Source organism: Piscinibacter gummiphilus, assembly GCF_032681285.1.
GTDB classification, from domain to species: domain Bacteria; phylum Pseudomonadota; class Gammaproteobacteria; order Burkholderiales; family Burkholderiaceae_C; genus Rhizobacter; species Rhizobacter gummiphilus_A.
On record NZ_CP136336.1, the window covers coordinates 5,523,597 to 5,541,955 of the forward strand.

The window sequence follows — 18,359 nt, forward strand, 5'->3', positions numbered from 1 at the left end:
CATCATACAAAAGATGGTGCGAAGCAACATGCCGCCTTCGCGACACATTCCTCAACGGGGAATCAGAGCTGGACGGCCGTTTCGCCGATGCCGTCGAACAGCACCCGCACCGCATCGCCGGCCTGCGCCTCTAGCGCGCCGCACCAGGTGCCGGTGGTGACCACCGTGCCGGCCGGCAGCGTGGCGCCGTCGGCGGTGGCGTGCCGCAGCCAGGCCGCGAGCACGTAGGCCGGGTCGCCCAGCGTGTGCGTGCCGCGGTACTCATGCACCGCGCCGCCGATGTGCACCTCGCAGCGCTGCTGCGACCAGTCGCGCTTCGCGTCGAACGGCACCCACGCGCCCAGCACCAGCGCACCGTGCGATTGCAGGTCGGCCAGGCGCAAGAGCGGCGGCGCCTGCACCGACTGCACCCAGCGCGAGTCGACGATCTCGATGCTCACGCACATGGCGTCGACCAGCGCCGGGGCGTTCGCCTTGTCGAGCGTCGCCGCCAGGTCGGCATCGACCGCGCGGCCGAGCCGCAGCGCGATCTCGGCTTCGATGAGGCGCAGGCGAAAGGGCCACGGCCGGGCGTCGGCCGGGCTTTGCCACACGCCAGTCGGTGGCAGCGGCGAGTGGCCGAGCCCGGCACTGCGCGAGGCGCCACCCGACTTCCAGTTGAGCGCCACGCCGTCGGCGTCGAACCAGCCCAGCTCGTTGGCCACCGCCGTCTGCACGAGGTAGGCGTCGTCGGGCGCGACGAGGGCTTTCGCAAGCGGCGCGGCATCCGCCGCTTGCAAGGTACGACGGGCGTTCAACAGCGCTTCGACAACGGCATCGGTCGCAGACATCTCTCTCACTCCTTCACAGACTTGATCGGGCGCAGCGTCTCGTCGGCCATGCCCACCAGCAGCGCACGCCCATCGGGCATCACGCGGAACTCGCCGAAGCGGGCCTTGGCCCACAGCTCGGCCTCACCCTCGCGGAAGAACCACGCATCGCTCACGAGGATCCAGCCGCCGCCCTTGGGCGTCAATTCAAACAGGAACTCATCCGGCCCCAGCACCTCCCCGGGCCGGGCCACGCGGTGCAAGGCGGCCACACCCCGCGCGTCGCGCCGGGCCACCACCTTGGGCCGCTCGGCGGTGGCCGAGGGCGGCGCATCGAGCAGCGCCACCGGCACGATGAAGTTGAGCCGCATGTAGTCGCCCTGCATCAGCGAGCGTGGGTCGACCGGCGCGAGCGCCACGAACACCGGCTGGCCGCGCGCGATCAACTCCTGCTTCTGCCAGATGGCGCTGGCCGCAACGAGCAAGGTGATCGCCGTTGCGCCACCCACGTACCACGCATGCCGGCCGAGTGGCGCGCGGGCCACCTCAGCCGCCGGCTCGCGCGGCGCGCGCAGCCACCATACCACCGCCCCCACCACCGCCCCCACGGCCACCAGCACCAGAGCCTTGGTCGCGAGGTCCCAGGCCAGCGCGTAGTAGAAGGCGCCGACGATCCATGCCGCCGCCACGCCGGCCAGCGCCGCCAGCCGCCAACGCCGCTCGACGAGCAACACCGCCAGCGCGAAGAGCGCCCCGCCGAGCGTCGCCATGAAGAACGACAGAGCCGCCGCACACACCGCGACGGCCACGAGCGCCGGGTGGCGTGCCCCCCGCCACGCACGCCAGACCCACGCCACGGCGAGCAAGGCCAGCACGGCGCTCGCGCCCCGCAGCACCTGCATCACCCCCGGGCCCCGCCCCGCCGTGGCGCCCACCTCGCGCGCCACCTCGCCCGCGAGGCCTCCCCCCATCACGCCGCCCACGAGGAAGGTCATGCCGGCGAGCGCCGCCAGGCCGACCAGCACCGTGAGCCACCAGCCCGAGAGCAGCGATTCGAGCGCCGCCCCGCGCCGCCGCCACACGCCGGGCCACCACGGGGCCGTGCAGGCGATGGCGAGCAGCAGGTGGCACACCGTCCACATCAGCTCGGCCGAGTGCCAGCGGAACCATCCGCGCGGCTCCACCAGCGAGAGCCCCACCAGCGAGGCCGCCGCCACACCCAGCAGTGCCTGCAGCCACGCCTGCCGCAGCCCGAGCGCGAGGCCGATGGCCACCGCCGCCATCGCGAGCGAGGCTGCCGCATGCGGCAGGTGCTGGTAGAGGCCGAAGCCCAGCGCCCCGCCGCCCACCAGCACGCCGGGCACTGCCAGCTGCTCGATGAAGAGCGGCACCTGCGCCGAGCGCAGCACCACGGCCGAGCCGACGAGCAGCAACACGCCCACGAAGTAGGGGCCGACCGGGTTGTTGAGGATGGGTCCGAGCAGCAGGCCCACCACGCCCAGCAGCGGCAGTGCGGCGAGCCACGCGCCCAGCGCCGTCAGCAGCACCACCGGCCAGGGCCGCTGCTCGCCCCCGGGCCGTGCGGCGCCCTCGGGCAGCAGCCGCTCGGCGCGGGCCCGCGCCACCGTCTCGTCGAGCGCGTCATGCATGGCCCGTCTCCTGCGCGTGCTCGGTCGCATGGCGACGCGAGAGCTTGAGCACGCCGCTCACCGTGGCCGCCAGCAGCCCCGCCGCCACCATGCCCAGCACGAAGAGCGAGCCGATCGCCTCGCCGCGCATGTCGCGGAACAGGAACCTCGCCAGACCGCACACCAGCAAGGTGTTGAGGCCGAGCGCCACCGCACTGAGTGCGAAGACGTCGAAGCTGTGGCGCTGGGCCGCGAGCACCGCGGCCACGCCGAGCACCAGCAGGCCGAGCGCGTAGTGCGGTGCCACGTCCTGGTGGAAGAGGCCCCCGAGCGCGGTCGCCGTGACCATCACCACCGCGAGCGTCGCGGCGCTGCGCAGGCCCCACAGACCCGCGCCGGTGACGCGCCGCATCGGCGCGCTCAGGGCCGCCACGGTGCAGAGCGCGGCGATCCAGGCGAGGCCGTGCACGGTGAGGTCACCGGGCTCGACCCGCCAGCGGTGGCCGAGGTGCGCATGGGTCCACAGCGAGATGGCCACCATCACCACCAGCGACCACGGCGCCCACAGCACGTCGCTGCGCGCACCCAGGCAGAGTGGCACGCCGAGCGCCGCCCACAGCGCGAAGAGCTGCCACGGGTCGGCCCCGGTCTGGTAGGTCTGGCCGAAATAGGCGAACAAGGCGCCGATGCCGAGGAACGCCAGCAGCCCGAGCGCCGGCCGCGCGCCGGGGCGCAGCGCAGCGCCCAGGCCCGTCACGCCGACCAGCGCCATCAGGAGCGCGAAGCGGCCCATGCGGCCGAGCGTGTCCCAGTTGGCGGCGATCCACATCACCACGCCCAGGCCGGTGAGTGCGGCGGCCACCACGGCCAGGCCGCGCGGCAGCCAGCGTGCGAGCTGCGCGGGTTCTTGCCCCGCACCGCCGAGTGCCAGTAGGCGGCGGCGCTGCGGGTCGTCGAGCCCGTGGGTGTCGGCCAGGGCCTGCAACGCCCATCGAAGGTTCATGCGTCTGTCCTCCAGCTTGGTGGCGCGCATCTTCGCAGAGGCTGTCGGAAGGCTCCCACACCACCCGGCGGCCCGCGCCGACTGACCGGCGCCGAAGCGCTTTCCATACTGGCCCGACATTCCACGAGGAGACCTCATGCCCAAGATCGCTTCCGTCATCACCCGCAACGTCGTGGTGGTGCGCCCCGACGAAACCCTGCAGCGCGCGGCCGAGCTGATGAGCCGGCTCGACGTGGGCGCCCTGCCCGTCTACGACGGCCAGGGCCTGGTCGGCATCGTGACCGACCGCGACATCACCGTGCGCGCCACCGCCTACAACAAGCGCCCCGACGAGACGCTGGTGGGCGACGTGATGAGCGAGCAGACCCTCTCGTGCACCGAGCACGACGAGATCGACGATGTGGCGCACATGATGGGCGAGGCCCAGGTGCGCCGGCTGCCGGTGCTCAACCGCGAAGGCGAGATCGTCGGCATCGTCTCGCTCGGCGACCTCGCCACCCGCCAGGAGGCGGAAGACCTCGACCACACGCTGCGCGACATCTCGCAGCCGAGCGACCAGGCCATTCAGCTGGCGTGACGTGACCGGCATCGCGGAGCGCGTCTCACCATGAAGCTCGCCGCGATGTGGCAACTGGCCAAGAAGGCCGCGGTCTCCTGGCAAGACGACTACGCGCCCAGCATGGGCGCGGCCCTCGCTTACTACACCACCTTCTCGGCGGCGCCGCTGCTCTTGATCGTGGTGTCGGTCGCGGGCCTGGTGTTTGGCGCCGAGGCTGCGCGCGGCGAAATCTTTGCGCAGCTGCGGGGCATGCTCGGCGAAGAGGGTGCGGCCGCCATCCAGGGGCTGCTCGAGAGCGTGTCGAAGCCGAAGGAAGGTGTCTTCGCCACGCTGGTCGGCGTGGTGGTGCTACTGGTGGGCGCCACTACCGTGTTCGCCGAGCTGCAGGACGCGCTCGACCGCATCTGGCGTGCGCCGGTGCGCCAACGCAGCAGCGGGCTGTGGTCGCTCCTGCGTGCGCGCGTGCTCTCGTTCGGCATGATCATGGGCATCGGCTTCGTGCTCATGGTCTCGCTGGTGGTGAGTGCGGCGCTGTCGGCGCTCGGCAACTGGTGGGCGCCGCTCTTCGGTGCGTGGGAGGTGACGCTGCAGCTCGTCAACCTGCTGGTGAGCTTCGGCCTCGTCACGCTCATCTTCGCGATGATCTACAAGATCATGCCGCGCGTGAAAGTGGAGTGGCGCGATGTGTGGATCGGCGCAGCCGTCACCTCGCTGCTCTTTTCCATCGGCAAGCTCCTGATCGGGCTCTACATCGGCAAGAGCGGCATCACCTCCGGCTTCGGCGCGGCCGGCTCGCTGGCGGTGGTGCTGGTGTGGGTGTACTACTCGGCGCAGATCTTCCTGCTCGGTGCCGAATTCACCTGGGTCTATGCACACAGCCACGGCTCGCGCCGCGGCGAGCCGACGCCCGAGCCTGAGATCAGCCGAACGAACGAGCCGCGGCAAGCCCGCCCAGCCGCGACGTGATCTCGAAGAACTGCGCCACCGTCTCGTCGATGATCTCCTGCGCGGTCTTCACGCGGTCGATCAACGCGGCGCTCTGGCCGGCCAACGCGGGCGCGGCCTCCATGTCGCCCTCGAAATAGACGCCGCGGATGCCTTTGAGTGCATCCGGCGCCATCACACCTTCTTCGTAGATCGCGAGCGTGCGCTGCGACTTCAGCGCGCGGATGCACGGCGTCGACTTCTTGTTGAGCACCAGCGTGCCGGTGTCCTTCGCGTCGACGATGGCCTGCTTGTAGTTGGCATGCACCGGGCTCTCGGCACAGCTCACGAAGCGGGTGCCCATCTGCACCGCCTCGGCGCCGAGTGCAAACGCCGCCGCCATGCCACGCCCGTCGCAGATGCCGCCGGCGGCAATCAGCGGCACGTCGGTGCGCGCACGGATGGCCTGCAGCAGCACGAGGGTCGACACCTCCTCCGGGTTCTTGAAGCCGCCGCCCTCGGCGCCTTCGACCACCAGGCCGTCGATGCCGGCGTCCACGCATTTCATCGCCGCGTCGACCGTGGGCACCGCGTGGTAGACGGTGATGCCGGCATCCTTCAGCGGCGCGATGAACTTGGCCGGGCTGCCGGCCGAGGTCGTCACGAACTTGACGCCGCTCGCGCAGACGAACTTCAGCATCGCGTCGTCTTTCAGGAAGCGGATCGGCAGGTTCACGCCGAACGGCAGCCCGGTGGCGCGCATCTTCGTGATCTCGGCCTGGCAGTTCTCGGTTTCGCCTGACGACGTCTCAATGATGCCCAGGCCGCCCGCGCGCGAGACGGCCGAGGCGAGCGGGGTGCGGGCGATCCAGCCCATCGGGGCCTGCAGGATCGGGTAGGTGGCGCCGGTGTGCGCGAGGACTCGGTTTGTCATGCCGGCGATTCTGGCGAGGCACCTCGCCCTCACCTGTCGCCTGCGTTACCCGGCCGCTCAGGAGACCATCATCAGCCGGTGCGCCAAGGGCGAGGGAGAACCCTGGTGCACGCAATGGATCTGCAATCGCAAGGCAAAGGCCTGCGGCAGCTCGCGCAGCACCACCGGCGCGCCCGCGGGCGGCACCAGGCTCTTTTGCACGAAGGCGAGCCCGAGGCCGGCCGCCACCAGGCCCAGCGCGGCGGCGGGGTCGGCGGCTTCGTAGCGCACGTCGGGCGTCCAGCCGAGGTGGGCGCAAGCGGCGAGCAGCTCCTCGCGCGCCGGCCACGAGAGCGGCGCCACCAGCGGCTCGCCGCGGAGGTCGAGCGCCTCGGCCGTGGCGAGCGTGTGGCCTGTCGGCACCGCCAGGCGAAACGGCTCTTCCAGCAGCAGGCAGCTCGCCAGGCCCGACTCGAGCGGCGGCGCGGCGTAGGTGTAGCCGAGGTCCAGCTCGCCACGCTGCAGTGCCGCAAATTGATCGGCCGAGGCGAGGCTGCGCAACTGCAGCCGCGCCCCCGGCACCTGCTGCTGCAGCGCCTGCAAGGCCTTGCCGATCACGCCGGCATGCACCGCACCGGCCACGTAACCCACCACCAGCGTGCCCAGCTTGCCGCGGCCGGCGTCGGCGGCGCGCTGCTGCACGCGCTGGGCGTGCGCCAGCAGGGCCCGCGCCTCGGCGAGGAACTCGCGGCCGGCCGGGGTGAGCCTCAAGCGCTTCTTCTCGCGGGTGAAGAGCGTGAGCCCGAGCCGCGACTCCAGCTGCTGCAGCTGGCGCGACAGCGGCGACTGCGAGATGTGCAGCAGCTCGGCCGCCTGGCCGACGTTCTCCGTTTCGGCCACCGCAACGAAGTAGCGAAGCTGCTGCAGGTCCAACACGGATGAGACGCCCATGGTCTGAACTCAGTCCCCAACGGTCTTGGACGCGAGTATCAGCGTTCCCAAGAATGGTGCCTTCACAAGCTTGGGAAGGATTTCACATGGCGCTCAGCAAGTTCGGCTTCATCGTCACCGGCGCACAGCTCGACCCCACCCGCCACCGCCAGGTGATGCAGTCCCCCGCGTTCGAGATGCTGTCGGTGGGCGTGTCCTCACCGTCGCAGGCCCTGGCGGTCGCCCAGGCGATGGTGGCCGACGGGGTGCAGCTCATCGAGCTGTGCGGCGGTTTCGGCCCGAAGTGGACGGCGCAGGTGCTCGAGGCGGTGGGCCACCGGGTGCCGGTCGGGTCGGTGTCGTACGGGCCGGAAAGCCTCGACGCGATGCACATGCTTTTCAAGAATTAGCAAGAAAACCCGCGTCCGCACGCACAACCCTGGTGCGAACGCGCGTTTTGTTGACGGTGCGCAAGCGTGCGCACCACAGTTCACGCGACAGTGCCCCAAAAGGAGAAGCTGCGTGAGCGATACAACTTCAGAGGCCCTGACCCGCAAGCAGGAGCGGCGAAGCCTGATCTTCCTGTCGGTGGTGATGGCCCCGGTCCTGGCGGTGGGCATCGTCGCGGGCTACGGCTTCCTGGTCTGGGTCTACCAGATGTTTGCCGGCCCGCCGGGCGGCTGAGGGTGGAGCCCCGCATGGTCGCCGCCGACCCCGAACTCCACATCACGAGCCTGGTGGTGCATGCCACCGCGAAACGCGCCCCCGGCATCGCCGCGGCCCTCGACGCCCTGCCCGGCGCGCAGGTGCACGCCGTGACCGAAGGCGGCAAGCTCGTCGTCACCCTCGAGACCGACACCGCCGACGAGATGCTCGGCCAGATCGGCCGCATCCAGCGCCTGCCCGGCGTGCTGAGCGCGACCGTCGTCTACCAGGCCATCGACAGCCTCGAGGCCATGAACCAGTTGATTGAACCGAACAACGAAAGAGAAGGGGTGCCCGATGGCCATCGTCCGTCGTGATTTCATCCGCAACACCGCCGCGGCCACCGCCGCGATGGTGGCCGGCGTGCCGCTGCCCGGCAACGCCCAGCAACCCGCCGCCCCCAACGACCCGAGCGTGAAATGGTCCAAGGCCCCCTGCCGCTTCTGCGGCACCGGCTGCGGCGTGACGGTGGGCGTGAAAGACAACCGCGTGGTCGCCACCCACGGCGACGTGCAGGCCGAGGTCAACAAGGGCCTCAACTGCGTCAAGGGCTACTTCCTCAGCAAGATCATGTACGGCGAAGACCGGCTGACCAAGCCGCTCCTGCGCATGAAGAACGGCCAGTACGACAAGAACGGCGAGTTCCAGCAGGTGAGCTGGGACATGGCCTTCGACACCATGGCCACGCAGTGGAAGAAGGCGCTCAAGGAGAAGGGCCCGACCTCGGTCGGCATGTTCGGCTCCGGCCAGTGGACGGTGTGGGAAGGCTATGCGGCGCTCAAGCTGATGAAGGCGGGCTTCCGCACCAACAACATCGACCCGAACGCACGCCACTGCATGGCCTCGGCCGTGGCCGGGATGATGCGCACCTTCGGCATGGACGAGCCGATGGGCTGCTACGACGACATCGAAGCGGCCGACGCCTTCGTGCTCTGGGGCTCCAACATGGCCGAGATGCACCCGGTGCTGTGGACCCGCGTGACCGACCGGCGCCTGTCGGCCGCGCACGTGAAGGTGGCGGTGCTGTCGACCTTCGAGCACCGCTCGTGCGACCTGGCCGACATCAACATGATCTTCACGCCGCAGACGGACCTGGCCATCCTCAACTTCATCGCCCACCACATCATCTCGACCGGGCGTGTGAACCGCGAGTTCGTCGACAAGCACACCACCTTCAAGGTGGGCAACCCCGACATCGGCTACGGGCTGCGCCCCGAGCACCCGCTGCAGGTGGCCGCCAAGAACGCCAAGGAGCCGGGCGGCGCCAAGGCGAGCAGCTTCGACGAGTTCGCCAAGTTCGTCTCGACCTACACACTCGACTACACCGCGAAGCTCTCGGGCGTGCCGGCCAACCGGCTGCTCGCGCTGGCCGAGCTGTACGCCGACCCGAAGGTCAAGGTGATGTCGTTCTGGACCATGGGCTTCAACCAGCACACCCGCGGGGTCTGGTGCAACAACATGGTCTACAACATCCACCTCCTGACCGGCAAGATCTCGACGCCTGGCAACAGCCCCTTCTCGCTGACCGGCCAGCCGAGCGCCTGCGGCACCGCGCGCGAGGTGGGCACCTTCTCGCACCGACTCCCGGCCGACATGGTGGTGGCCAACCCCGAGCACCGCAAGCACACCGAAGAAATCTGGAAGGTGCCGCAGGGCACCATCCCGACCACGCCGGGCTTCCACGCCGTGCTGCAGAACCGCATGCTGAAAGACGGCAAGCTCAACGCGTACTGGGTGATGGTCAACAACAACATGCAGGCGGGCGCCAACCTGTCGCAGGAAGGCTTCCCCGGCTACCGCAACCCCAACAACTTCATCGTCGTCTCCGATGCCTACCCGACGGTGACCGCCGTCGCGGCCGACCTGATCCTGCCGACCGCGATGTGGGTCGAGAAGGAAGGCGCGTATGGCAACGCCGAGCGCCGCACGCACTTCTGGCACCAGCTGGTGAACGCACCCGGTGAAGCGAAGAGCGACCTGTGGCAGCTGATGGAGTTCAGCAAGCGCTTCAAGATCGAAGAGGTGTGGCAGGCCGAGCTGATCGCCAAGCAGCCGTCGGTGAAGGGCAAGACGCTCTTCGAAGTGCTGTTCCGCAACGGCCAGGTCGACGCCTTCCCCACCTCGCAGATCGAGGCCGGCTACGCGAACGACGAATCGAAGGCCTTCGGCTTCTACGTGCAGAAGGGCCTGTTCGAGGAATACGCGACCTTCGGCCGCGGCCACGGCCACGACCTGGCGCCGTTCGACACCTACCACCAGGTGCGCGGCCTGCGCTGGCCCGTCGTCAACGGCAAGGAGACCCGCTGGCGCTACAAGGAAGGCAGCGACCCGTATGTGAAGGCCGGCACCGGCTACCAGTTCTACGGTCACAAGGACAACAAGGCGGTCATCTTCGCCCTGCCCTACGAGCCGCCCGCCGAGGCGCCCGACAAGGAGTACCCGTTCTGGCTGTCGACCGGCCGTGTGCTCGAGCACTGGCACTCCGGCTCGATGACGCGCCGGGTGCCCGAGCTGCACAAGGCCGTGCCCAATGCCGTCTGCTACATGCACCCGGAAGACGCGCGTGCCCTGGGCGTGCGCCGCGGCGACGAGATCAAGCTGAGCTCGCGGCGCGGGCAGATGAACTCGCGCGTCGAGACCCGCGGTCGCAACAAGCCGCCGCGCGGCATGGTGTTCGTGCCCTGGTTCGACGCCAGCCAGCTCATCAACAAGCTGACGCTCGACGCCACCGACCCGATCTCGTTGCAGACGGACTTCAAGAAGTGCGCCATCAAGATTGCGAAGGTGTGATGCCATGAGACGCCTGCTTTCCCTCCTGCTGGCCACGGTGCTCTCGCTGCCGGCGGTGCCGATGGCGCAGACCGCGGCCTCGGCTCCGGCCAGCGCGCCACTCGGCCTGACCGACGCCGCCCGCGGCCCCACGCCCATCGACGGCACCACCAAGCCACCACGCCTGACCAACAGCGTCAACGACGACCGCCGCCTGCCGCGCAACTACGACATGCAGCCGCCCGTGGTGCCGCACCGGGTCGATGGCTACCAGATCGACAAGAACTTCAACAAGTGCATGGACTGCCACGCGCGTGACAAGGCCGAATTCAGCGGCGCCGTCCCGGTGAGCAAGACGCACTACATCGACCGCAACGGCCGCGTGCTCGACCGCATCTCCACCCGCCGCTACTTCTGCCAGCAGTGCCATGTGTCGCAGGAGCCGGTGGCCCCCATCACCGGCAACCGTTTCCAAGGTTTGACGCCCCAGAGGACCACACCGTGATCAACCTGCTCAAGCGTTACTGGCACGTCATCTCGCGCCCGAGCGTTCACTACAGCCTGGGCTTCCTGACCATCGTCGGCTTCATCGGCGGCATCGTCTTCTGGGGCGGCTTCAACACCGCGATGGAAGCCACCAACACCGAAGCCTTCTGCACCGGCTGCCACGAGATGCGCGACAACGTGTTCGCCGAACTCAAGACCACCATCCACTACACCAACCGCTCCGGCGTGCGCGCCGTGTGCAGCGACTGCCACGTGCCGCACAACTGGACCGACAAGATGGCCCGCAAGATGCAGGCCTCGAAGGAGGTGTGGGGCAAGGTCTTCGGCACCATCGACACGCCCGAGAAATTCCAGGCCAAGCGGCTCGAACTCGCGCAGCACGAGTGGGCGCGCCTGAAGGCCAACGACTCGCTGGAGTGCCGCAACTGCCACCAGTACGACTCGATGGACTTCACCCGCCAGAGCCAGCGTGCGCAGGCGATGCACAGCACCTACCTTGCCAACAAGGAAAAGACCTGCATCGACTGCCACAAGGGCATCGCGCATCGGCTGCCGCACATCCCGCCCGGCCAGGGCCCGAGCGACACGCCGGGGCAGGTGGTGCCCACGCCGCAGAGCGCGGCCGCCGCCTCGGGCGTGGCGGCGAAGTGAGGCTCAGGCGGGCAGCAGCCCGTCGGCCTTGAGCAGCGTCTCGAGGCACTGCTGCTGCACGCGGTAGAAGTCCTTCACTTCGCGCACCTGCTGCAGCACTTCGGCGTTCGACTTCGGCTGCGCCCGCTTCACCGCGAGGATCATCTTGTTCTTCTGCGTGTGCTCCAGCGACACGAACTCGAACACCTGCGTGTCGTAGCCACAGGCGTCGAGCAGCATCGCGCGCAGGCCGTCGGTCAGCATCTCGGCCTCCTGGCCCAGGTGCACGCCGTGCTGCAGGATGGGCGCGAGCGGGTGCGGGCTCAGGAGCTGCGGGCGCAGCTCCTTGTGGCAGCAGGGTGAACAGAGAATGATGTCGGCGCCCGCACGCAGGCCGAGGTGGATCGCGTGGTCGGTCGCGGTGTCGCAGGCGTGCAGCGCGATCATCACGTTGAGCTTGTCGGGCTGGTAATGGCGCACGTCGCCTTCTTCGATGCGCAGGCCGTCGAGCTTGAGTTTTTCGATGGCGTCATTGCAGAGCTTCACCATGTCAGGCCGCAGCTCCACGCCCGTCACCTGCGCGTCGACATGCTTGGTGTTTCGCAGCCAGTCGTGCAGCGCGAAGGTGAGGTAGCCCTTGCCGGAGCCGAAGTCGATCACATGCAGATGCTTCGCGTCGGCCAGCCGCGAGCGCTCCAGCGCGTGCGCAAACACCTCGACGAACTTGTTGATCTGCTTCCACTTGCGCGCCATCGCCGGCACCACCTGGTGGTCGCGCGTGGTGACGCCGAGTTCGACCAGGAAGGGCCGGTTCACGTCGACCCAGCGCTGCTTCTCGCGGTCGTGGCCCGAGGCCGCCGCCTGCGGCGCCGTGGCACGGTGGGTCGCCATCGTGGCCCGCCCCTTCTTGCTCACCGCGAGCTGCACTTCCTCATCCCCATGGAAGAGATGCGCGTTGCCGAACTGCGTGCCGACCAAGCCCAGCAGCAGCGCCCGGCCTTCGTCGAGCGGGTGGTTCTTGGTGATGTCGCGCGTGGCGTGTGTGTAGACGAGCGAGAGCACCGGCTCGCCGCGCAGCATCACACGCCGCGCTGTCACCCGCTGCAGGTCGCCCGCCGCGGCCAGCGGCTTGGCCAGCACCAGCTTTGCGAAGTCGTCACGCGCCAGCACCTCGCCCAGGCGGGCCGCAAAGCGCTGGAAGTCCGCCTGCTCGTGCAGCGTGGCGGTCGATGACGATGGGTGGGGTGCGCTCATGGCGCCGATTGTGTCCCGCAGCGGACAGCCCCCGCTCGGGCTTGCCCGCAATGAAACGTTTCACTCCTGCGGTAGCATCGCGGCCAGAACCCACACCACAAAGGAGCCTGCGTGGCCCGCATTCCCTATTTCGACATGAGCCAGGCCAGCGAGCAGTACCAGGCGCTGCTGAAGTCTCGCAACCCGCTCAACCTGTATCGCATGCTGCCGCACGCCGGCGAGGCGGCCTCGTCGGGGTTCCTTGCGCTCGGCAGCGCGCTGCTGCGCCACAACGAGCTCGACTCGCAACTGCGCGAGATCGCCATCCTGCGCGTGGGCATCCTGAGCCGCGCGAGCTACGAGGTGCACCAGCACAAGCGCGTGGCGAAGAGCGTGGGCATGAGCGACACCACCATCGCCGCGCTCGAAGTCGGCGCCGACACCTCGGTGCTCACGCCGGACGAGAAGCTCGTGCTGGAGTTCACCGACGTGGTGTTCCGCGAGGTGAAGGCGCCCGATGTCTTGTTCAACCAGGTCGCCGAACGTTTCGGGCACCGCCAGACCGCCGAGCTGGTGCTGACCATCGGCTTCTACATGCTGGTGAGCCGCTTCCTCGAGAACTTCGAGGTCGACATCGAAGCCCCCGGCACCGTCACGTGAGAGGCCGCACGCCATGAACCTCGCCCCCACCGACCTCGACCCGAGCCGCGCGATGCACCCCGAAACGCTGGGCCATGCGCCCGGACGGGGGCGCCTGCACGGCCGCCGTGTGCTGGTCGTCGGCGCCGGCCAGCGGGTGATCCCCGAGGAAGACCCGCCCATCGGCAACGGCCGTGCGATCTCGGTGCTCTTCGCGCGTGAAGGCGCGCAGGTGGCCTGTGTCGACGTCAACGCCGAGGCTGCGCAGGCGACCGTCGACCAGATCACGTCTGAAGGCGGCAAGGCCTTCGCCGAGATGGCCGACGTGCTCGATGTCCAACAGATCGCCCCGCTGGTCGCGCGCGTCGCCGAGAAGATGGGCGGCCTCGACGGCCTGGTGCTCAACGTCGGCATCTCGCACGGCCTGCCGCTCGACCGCATCACGCCCGAGACCTGGGACAAGGAGTACGGCGTCAACGTCAAGAGCCACATGTTCTTCAGCCAGGCCGCGCTGCCGCTGATGTCACCGGGCGGCAGCATCGTGCTGATGTCGTCGCTCGCGAGCCTGCGCAATGCGAGCCGCAATCCGACGTATGAGTCGGCCAAGGCGGCGCAGGTGTCGCTCGCACGGGCCATCGCCGTCGCAGGCGAACCGAAGGGCATCCGCTGCAATGCCGTGCTGCCCGGCCTCATGGACACGCCGATGGGCCGCGACGCGAGCCGCCGCCGCCCCAACCGAGCGCTGGCCGTGCCCTTCGGCCGCCAGGGCACCGGCTGGGAGGTGGCGTATGCCACGCTCTTCCTCATCTCGCACGAATCCACCTACGTCAACGGCCATGCGCTGCTGGCGGATGGCGGACTGAGCATCGGTGTCATACGCTCGCCGGGTTGAACAGGAGAACCCCATGAGCACGATGAAAGCCGCCGTCCAGGCAGGCGCACAAGGCCTGCAGATCCAAAGCGTCGACGTCCCCGAGCCGGGGCCCGACGAGGTGCTGGTGAAGGTGCGCGCCTGCGGCCTCAACCGCGCCGACATCGGCATGGCCGCCGGCCACGCGCACGGGCCACAAGGTGGGCCCGGCACACGGCTCGGCATGGAATGGGCGGGAGAGGTCGTGCGCTGCGGCGCGAACGTGCGCGAGTTCAAGCCCGGCGACCGGGTGATGGGCTCAGGCCGCGGGGCGTTCGCCGAATACGCGGTGTCCGACTTCGGGCGGGTGATCCCGATCCCCTCGGCCACGATGAGCTTCGAGCAGGCGGCCACCCTGCCCGTTGCACTGCAGACCATGCACGACGCCGTCGTCACCAATGGCCGCCTGCAGAAAGGCGAAGCGGTGCTGATCCAGGGCGCCTCGTCCGGTGTCGGCCTGATGGGCCTGCAGATCGCGAAGCTGATGGGCGCGGGCTTCGTCGCCGGCAGCTCCACCACCCCGGCCCGCCGCGAGCGATTGAAAGACTTCGGCGCCCAACTCGCCATCGACACCACGCAGGCCGACTGGCCGAAGCAGGTGCTCGACGCGACCGACGGCCAGGGCGTGCACCTCGTCGTCGACCAGCTCTCGGGCGCGCAGGCCAACCAGAACCTCAAGGCCACCCGCGTGCTCGGCCGCATCGTCAACGTGGGCCGGCTGGCCGGCACGCGCGCGGAGTTCGACTTCGACCTGCACGCGCTCAAGCGCATCCACTACATCGGCGTCACCTTCCGCACCCGCAGCGTGGAGGAGGTGCGGGAGCTCAACCGCCGCATGCGCGCCGACCTCGGCACCGCGCTCACCGCGGGGCAACTGGCCTTGCCCATCGACACCACCTTCCCCTTCGACGACGCCGCACAGGCGCTCGCCCACATGGCGCGCAACGCGCACTTCGGCAAGATCGTGCTCACGCTCGGCTGAGCGGGCGCCTCAGGTCTTCTTCGGCGCCGGCCCGCACGAGCCGCGGGGGATGAAGTCGCTCACGAGCGTCACGCTCTTCGGCGGCCCTTCTTCGCCGCGCATGCGCGCGAGCAGCAGCGCGGTGGCTTCGTCGGCCGCCTTCTCCAGGTCGATGCGCAACGACGAGATCGCCGGCACATGGCCGGCCGCGAAATCGGGGTCACCGAAGGAGACCACCGACACGTCGTCCGGGATGCGCAGGCGTTGTGCGCCAATGGCGTTCAGCGTGTCGTTGAGGATCGTCGTGCCCATCACCAGGAGCGCGGTCGGCCGGTCGGTGCGGCGCAGCAGCGTGCTCACCGCCTCGAAGGCCGAGCTCGTGGCCGAGGGCAGGTGCACGATGAACTCTTCGTTGACCTCGAGCTTGGCCAGCTTGTAGCCCATGCGGTAGCCCTCGGTGCGGCGGCGGATCGGCCGGTTGGGCGACTGCGACAACACCATCGCGATGCGCTTGTGGCCGAGGCCCGCGAGGTACTGCACCAGGTTCTTCACGCCCGGCACGTGCTCGAACAGCACGCTGTCGGTGGGCGAGTCCATGTCGCGGTCGAGGATCACGGTGGGCACCGGCAACGAGCGCACCGCGGCGAGCACCTCGCGGTCGCGCTCGTTGCCCGGGGCGATCAGCAGGCCGTCCATGCCACGGCTCACGAAGGTGGAGAGGATCTCGATCTCGCGCTCGGCCTGGTTCAGGCTGTTGGCCAGCAGCATCATGTACCCGTGCGGGCGCAGGCGCTCCTCGAGCCCACGGTAGAGCTTGGCGTAGAGCGGGTTCGCCACGTCGGTCAGCAGGCAGCCCACGGTGCGCGAGCTGCGCAGGCGCAGCGACTGTGCCGCGTGGTTGGGGCGGTAGCCGAGCTGCTTGATGGCACGCTCCACCTTCTCGCGCGTGCCCTCGCTCACGTTGGCCACCTTGTTGATGACCCGCGAGGCACTGCCGAGCGACACGCCCGCCAGTTCGGCCACGTCGCGGATGCTGAGGTTCTTGGGTTTGGAGGCGCGTGGCATCGGTGTGAACCTCGCAAGAGAGGCCCGTGGAGTGAGGCGCGAGAATTGTAGGGACGCCCATGCCGCGCAAACCCCGCACCTCCACGCCACGCTCGCACCAGTACCACGTCTACGTGGTGGAGCTCGACGACCGCGTCTGGAACCACGCGCGTTTCCGCGCCGCCAACCCCGACTACCAGCTCGGCAAGCCCTTCGTCTACGTCGGCATGACCGGGCTCGACCCCGACCTGCGCTTCGACAAGCACAAGGCCGGCATCCAGGCCAACCGCTACGTGCAGGAGCACGGGCTGCGCCTCTTGCCCGAGGTGTACGAGGTCTACAACCCGATGCGTATGACGGGGCGAAGGAGATGGAGGTGGAACTCGCGATCGGCTTGCGCGAGAAGGGTTGGGGGGTGTGGCAGGCCTAGCCGCGTGGGCTGAAGGTGCGCGGGAAGAACACGGCCTTCTCGCGATCCTTCAGCCGGTAGCCCATGGGCGGCCGGTTGGAGTCGCTCTCGACGACACCTACTTCCTCGAGGAAGTCCGCCGCCAGCATGCGGGTGCGGAAGCCGCTCTTGTCCACGGCGCGGCCGAGCACGATCTCGTACATGTGCTGCAACTGCGGCAGGGTGAACGGCTCGGGCAGCAGGAAGGCGGGCAGCGAGGTGTATTCGACCTTGCTGCGCAAGCGCTCGACAGCGGCCTGCAAGAGCTCGTGGTGGTCGAAGGCCAGCCGCGGGCGCTTCTTCAGCACCGCCTCGACCTCGAACCATGCCACGTCGGCGGCATTCGCGCCCTTGGCCAGCGCCAGGTCGTCGCTCGGCAACAAGGCGAAGTACACATGCGTGGCCGACCAGCCGCGCGGGTCGCGGGTGGCGTTGCCCCAGCTGCCGAGTTGCTCCAGGTACGGGCTCGCGACGGCGGTCTTCTCACGCAGCTTGCGGCGTGCGCAGTCGAGCAACGAGTCGTCGCGCGTGACGTCGACATACCCCCCGGGCAAGGCCCACTGGCCCGGAAAGGGTTCGCCGGCGTCCGACGGACGCTGCACCAGCAGCACCTGCAAGGCGTCGTCGCGCACGCTGAAGATCGCCACGTCGACGGTGGTGTAGGGGCGCGGGAAGTCCGCGCCCGCGCTCATGCGCCGGCTCATGTCTCCGTCAAGTCCAGGAAGTGATCCAGCATGTGGAAGTGATCGTCGTGAAACCGATCCTCCATCGTCGCCAGTCGCGCGATCGGCACCCACTCGACCGACTGCGCATCGTCGTCGGCCTGCACCTCCGGCAGCTCGCGCTCGCCGAGGTCGAAGTAGTGCGCGTGGGTGATCACGCGCCCGCGCTGGCTTCGGTCGGGGTGGTCGAAGACGGCCACGTCGACGAGGCTTGAGCGCATCGTGAGGTCGAGCAGGGTCAGGTGCGTCTCTTCCTTCAGCTCGCGCAGGCAGGACTGGTAGACGGTCTCGCGCTGTTCGATGAAGCCGCCGGGCACGGCGTACAGGCCCTTGCCGGGCGCCTTGCCACGCTGGATCAGCAACACGTGGTTGGCGCAGCGCACCACCGCGTCGACCGTCACGAAGACGGGCGCGTACGGCGAGCCGGCCCACTTGGCCTTCTCCTCGCGCAGCAGGCGCCATTCCTCGCGCAGCGCGTCGAAGTGCGGCAGGCGCACCCAGGCGCGCAGGAAGTCGAGCGTGCTCGGCGGCGCCTGGCCGACGAGCGCGGCGAGCGTCGCCTCGATGTTGTGGGCACCTTCCGCATAGAGCGCATCGCGCAGGCCCGTGCCATCGGCACCCGGCACGCGCTCGACCGAGATCACGGTCCAGCCCTGGAAGCTGCGCAGGTACTCGCTCGTCGCATCCTTGTAGTGGCCGACGAGCGCCACGCTCGCACCATCGCCGCACAGGTCGGCCACGCCGCGTTGCACGGCCTGCACCCAGCGCGCTTCGTCGTAGTGGTCGCGCATGGGCAAGAACTTCACACGCTCGCGCTCCTCGGCGTTGAGCGCCAGGCGCACGACCTCGGCGCGCTCCTGCCAGGTGAGCGGGTTCTTGGGCGTGCGCGCCTGCCAGGCCGAGCCGATTACGAGCACCACGGTGGGCGCGATCTCGAGCGCGTGTTTCAGCAATGCGAGGTGCCCCAGGTGAAAGGGCTGGAAGCGGCCGACGTAGACCGCGACATCGGGAGTGGGAGTGGTCAT

The 18,359-nt window shown here is 69.1% G+C and carries 20 protein-coding genes and 1 pseudogene; 12 read left to right on the forward strand and 9 right to left on the reverse strand.

Annotation, left to right across the window (positions count from 1 at the left end; translation table 11 throughout):
- Positions 1–62: 62 nt before the first annotated feature.
- Genes RXV79_RS26225 through RXV79_RS26235 form a run of 3 tightly spaced genes read right to left on the reverse strand, consistent with a single transcriptional unit; the run spans position 63 to position 3,440 of the window.
- Positions 63–830 (reverse strand): fumarylacetoacetate hydrolase family protein, encoded by a 768-nt coding sequence (locus RXV79_RS26225; RefSeq protein ID WP_316701123.1) that lies wholly within the window; start codon positions 828–830, stop codon positions 63–65.
- Positions 831–835: 5 nt separating this feature from the next.
- Positions 836–2,458 carry a GDYXXLXY domain-containing protein gene (locus tag RXV79_RS26230; protein WP_316701124.1) on the reverse strand — a complete coding sequence of 541 codons (1,623 nt, stop codon included), beginning with the start codon at positions 2,456–2,458 and terminating at the stop codon, positions 836–838.
- A complete protein-coding gene (locus tag RXV79_RS26235) occupies positions 2,451–3,440 on the reverse strand; it encodes a DUF2157 domain-containing protein (RefSeq protein ID WP_316701125.1) in 990 nt (329 codons plus the stop codon). Before RXV79_RS26235 ends, RXV79_RS26230 begins: the two co-directional genes overlap by 8 nt.
- 136 nt (positions 3,441–3,576) lie before the next feature.
- On the opposite strand from RXV79_RS26235, the gene RXV79_RS26240 reads away from it, so the two are divergent.
- Together RXV79_RS26240 and RXV79_RS26245 are read left to right on the forward strand one after the other, a co-directional pair.
- Complete coding sequence (locus RXV79_RS26240; RefSeq protein WP_316701126.1) at positions 3,577–4,017, forward strand: CBS domain-containing protein; 441 nt, start codon at positions 3,577–3,579, stop codon at positions 4,015–4,017.
- 30 nt (positions 4,018–4,047) lie between these two features.
- Entirely contained in the window at positions 4,048–4,965 is a 918-nt protein-coding gene (locus RXV79_RS26245) for a YihY/virulence factor BrkB family protein (protein WP_316701127.1), read from the forward strand.
- On the opposite strand, the gene RXV79_RS26250 is transcribed toward RXV79_RS26245, so the two are convergent.
- Both RXV79_RS26250 and RXV79_RS26255 read right to left on the reverse strand, forming a co-directional pair.
- Positions 4,919–5,857, reverse strand: coding sequence for an NAD(P)H-dependent flavin oxidoreductase (locus tag RXV79_RS26250; protein ID WP_316701128.1), 939 nt, complete (start codon positions 5,855–5,857; stop codon positions 4,919–4,921). The two genes, RXV79_RS26245 and RXV79_RS26250, sit on opposite strands and share 47 nt — an antisense overlap.
- A 57-nt stretch (positions 5,858–5,914) precedes the next feature.
- Positions 5,915–6,787, reverse strand: a complete 873-nt coding sequence (locus tag RXV79_RS26255) for a LysR family transcriptional regulator (protein WP_316701129.1) — start codon at positions 6,785–6,787, stop codon at positions 5,915–5,917.
- Between the two features lie 86 nt (positions 6,788–6,873).
- On the opposite strand from RXV79_RS26255, the gene RXV79_RS26260 reads away from it, so the two are divergent.
- From RXV79_RS26260 to RXV79_RS26285, 6 genes are all read left to right on the forward strand, one after another.
- Positions 6,874–7,176 carry a DUF6506 family protein gene (locus RXV79_RS26260; RefSeq protein WP_316701130.1) on the forward strand — a complete coding sequence of 101 codons (303 nt, stop codon included), beginning with the start codon at positions 6,874–6,876 and terminating at the stop codon, positions 7,174–7,176.
- 112 nt (positions 7,177–7,288) lie between these two features.
- Positions 7,289–7,450 carry a periplasmic nitrate reductase, NapE protein gene (gene napE, locus RXV79_RS26265; protein WP_316701131.1) on the forward strand — a complete coding sequence of 54 codons (162 nt, stop codon included), beginning with the start codon at positions 7,289–7,291 and terminating at the stop codon, positions 7,448–7,450.
- A gap of 14 nt (positions 7,451–7,464) precedes the next feature.
- Entirely contained in the window at positions 7,465–7,788 is a 324-nt protein-coding gene (locus tag RXV79_RS26270) for a chaperone NapD (protein WP_316701132.1), read from the forward strand.
- The gene (gene napA, locus RXV79_RS26275; protein WP_316701133.1) at positions 7,769–10,261 is read left to right on the forward strand and encodes a periplasmic nitrate reductase subunit alpha; all 2,493 of its coding nucleotides are present in this window, start codon (positions 7,769–7,771) and stop codon (positions 10,259–10,261) included. Before RXV79_RS26270 ends, napA begins: the two co-directional genes overlap by 20 nt.
- A 61-nt stretch (positions 10,262–10,322) precedes the next feature.
- Positions 10,323–10,745: a nitrate reductase cytochrome c-type subunit gene (locus tag RXV79_RS26280; protein ID WP_413816714.1), complete on the forward strand. Its 423-nt coding sequence runs from the start codon at positions 10,323–10,325 to the stop codon at positions 10,743–10,745.
- Positions 10,742–11,398, forward strand: a complete 657-nt coding sequence (locus RXV79_RS26285; RefSeq protein ID WP_316701135.1) for a cytochrome c3 family protein — start codon at positions 10,742–10,744, stop codon at positions 11,396–11,398. Before RXV79_RS26280 ends, RXV79_RS26285 begins: the two co-directional genes overlap by 4 nt.
- 3 nt (positions 11,399–11,401) lie before the next feature.
- Here the strand turns inward: RXV79_RS26285 and RXV79_RS26290 are convergent, their stop codons facing one another.
- Positions 11,402–12,631, reverse strand: coding sequence for a class I SAM-dependent methyltransferase (locus RXV79_RS26290; protein ID WP_316701138.1), 1,230 nt, complete (start codon positions 12,629–12,631; stop codon positions 11,402–11,404).
- A gap of 111 nt (positions 12,632–12,742) precedes the next feature.
- On the opposite strand from RXV79_RS26290, the gene RXV79_RS26295 reads away from it, so the two are divergent.
- From RXV79_RS26295 to RXV79_RS26305, 3 genes are read left to right on the forward strand one after another with little or no spacing between them, the layout of a single operon-like run.
- Positions 12,743–13,270, forward strand: a complete 528-nt coding sequence (locus tag RXV79_RS26295; RefSeq protein WP_316701140.1) for a carboxymuconolactone decarboxylase family protein — start codon at positions 12,743–12,745, stop codon at positions 13,268–13,270.
- A 13-nt stretch (positions 13,271–13,283) separates the two neighbouring features.
- Positions 13,284–14,141, forward strand: a complete 858-nt coding sequence (locus tag RXV79_RS26300; protein ID WP_316701142.1) for an SDR family NAD(P)-dependent oxidoreductase — start codon at positions 13,284–13,286, stop codon at positions 14,139–14,141.
- A gap of 13 nt (positions 14,142–14,154) precedes the next feature.
- Positions 14,155–15,141, forward strand: coding sequence for a quinone oxidoreductase family protein (locus RXV79_RS26305; protein ID WP_316701144.1), 987 nt, complete (start codon positions 14,155–14,157; stop codon positions 15,139–15,141).
- Positions 15,142–15,150: 9 nt separating this feature from the next.
- Here RXV79_RS26305 and RXV79_RS26310 read toward each other — a convergent pair whose 3' ends face one another.
- The gene (locus RXV79_RS26310; protein ID WP_316701145.1) at positions 15,151–16,185 is read right to left on the reverse strand and encodes a LacI family DNA-binding transcriptional regulator; all 1,035 of its coding nucleotides are present in this window, start codon (positions 16,183–16,185) and stop codon (positions 15,151–15,153) included.
- A 59-nt stretch (positions 16,186–16,244) separates the two neighbouring features.
- Between RXV79_RS26310 and RXV79_RS26315 the strand changes: the two are divergent.
- Positions 16,245–16,594: pseudogene (locus RXV79_RS26315) on the forward strand (hypothetical protein).
- Here RXV79_RS26315 and RXV79_RS26320 read toward each other — a convergent pair.
- The gene (locus RXV79_RS26320) at positions 16,591–17,304 is read right to left on the reverse strand and encodes an NUDIX hydrolase (protein ID WP_316701146.1); all 714 of its coding nucleotides are present in this window, start codon (positions 17,302–17,304) and stop codon (positions 16,591–16,593) included. The pseudogene RXV79_RS26315 and the gene RXV79_RS26320 sit on opposite strands and share 4 nt — an antisense overlap.
- A gap of 8 nt (positions 17,305–17,312) precedes the next feature.
- Positions 17,313–18,359 carry a bifunctional nicotinamide-nucleotide adenylyltransferase/Nudix hydroxylase gene (locus RXV79_RS26325; protein WP_316701148.1) on the reverse strand — a complete coding sequence of 349 codons (1,047 nt, stop codon included), beginning with the start codon at positions 18,357–18,359 and terminating at the stop codon, positions 17,313–17,315.

Bases quoted from the DNA above. Each gene is read 5' to 3' on its own strand.
- napA (WP_316701133.1), top strand. From the start codon at position 7,769: ATGGCCATCGTCCGTCGTGATTTCATCCGCAACACCGCCGCGGCCACC.
- RXV79_RS26230 (WP_316701124.1), bottom strand. From the start codon at position 2,458: ATGCATGACGCGCTCGACGAGACGGTGGCGCGGGCCCGCGCCGAGCGG.
- RXV79_RS26310 (WP_316701145.1), bottom strand. From the start codon at position 16,185: ATGCCACGCGCCTCCAAACCCAAGAACCTCAGCATCCGCGACGTGGCC.
- RXV79_RS26305 (WP_316701144.1), top strand. From the start codon at position 14,155: ATGAGCACGATGAAAGCCGCCGTCCAGGCAGGCGCACAAGGCCTGCAG.
- RXV79_RS26260 (WP_316701130.1), top strand. From the start codon at position 6,874: ATGGCGCTCAGCAAGTTCGGCTTCATCGTCACCGGCGCACAGCTCGAC.
- RXV79_RS26235 (WP_316701125.1), bottom strand. From the start codon at position 3,440: ATGAACCTTCGATGGGCGTTGCAGGCCCTGGCCGACACCCACGGGCTC.
- RXV79_RS26320 (WP_316701146.1), bottom strand. From the start codon at position 17,304: ATGAGCGCGGGCGCGGACTTCCCGCGCCCCTACACCACCGTCGACGTG.
- RXV79_RS26250 (WP_316701128.1), bottom strand. From the start codon at position 5,857: ATGACAAACCGAGTCCTCGCGCACACCGGCGCCACCTACCCGATCCTG.
- RXV79_RS26290 (WP_316701138.1), bottom strand. From the start codon at position 12,631: ATGAGCGCACCCCACCCATCGTCATCGACCGCCACGCTGCACGAGCAG.
- RXV79_RS26325 (WP_316701148.1), bottom strand. From the start codon at position 18,359: ATGACCACTCCCACTCCCGATGTCGCGGTCTACGTCGGCCGCTTCCAG.
- RXV79_RS26280 (WP_413816714.1), top strand. From the start codon at position 10,323: ATGGCGCAGACCGCGGCCTCGGCTCCGGCCAGCGCGCCACTCGGCCTG.
- RXV79_RS26270 (WP_316701132.1), top strand. From the start codon at position 7,465: ATGGTCGCCGCCGACCCCGAACTCCACATCACGAGCCTGGTGGTGCAT.
- RXV79_RS26240 (WP_316701126.1), top strand. From the start codon at position 3,577: ATGCCCAAGATCGCTTCCGTCATCACCCGCAACGTCGTGGTGGTGCGC.
- RXV79_RS26300 (WP_316701142.1), top strand. From the start codon at position 13,284: ATGAACCTCGCCCCCACCGACCTCGACCCGAGCCGCGCGATGCACCCC.
- RXV79_RS26245 (WP_316701127.1), top strand. From the start codon at position 4,048: ATGAAGCTCGCCGCGATGTGGCAACTGGCCAAGAAGGCCGCGGTCTCC.
- RXV79_RS26225 (WP_316701123.1), bottom strand. From the start codon at position 830: ATGTCTGCGACCGATGCCGTTGTCGAAGCGCTGTTGAACGCCCGTCGT.
- RXV79_RS26255 (WP_316701129.1), bottom strand. From the start codon at position 6,787: ATGGGCGTCTCATCCGTGTTGGACCTGCAGCAGCTTCGCTACTTCGTT.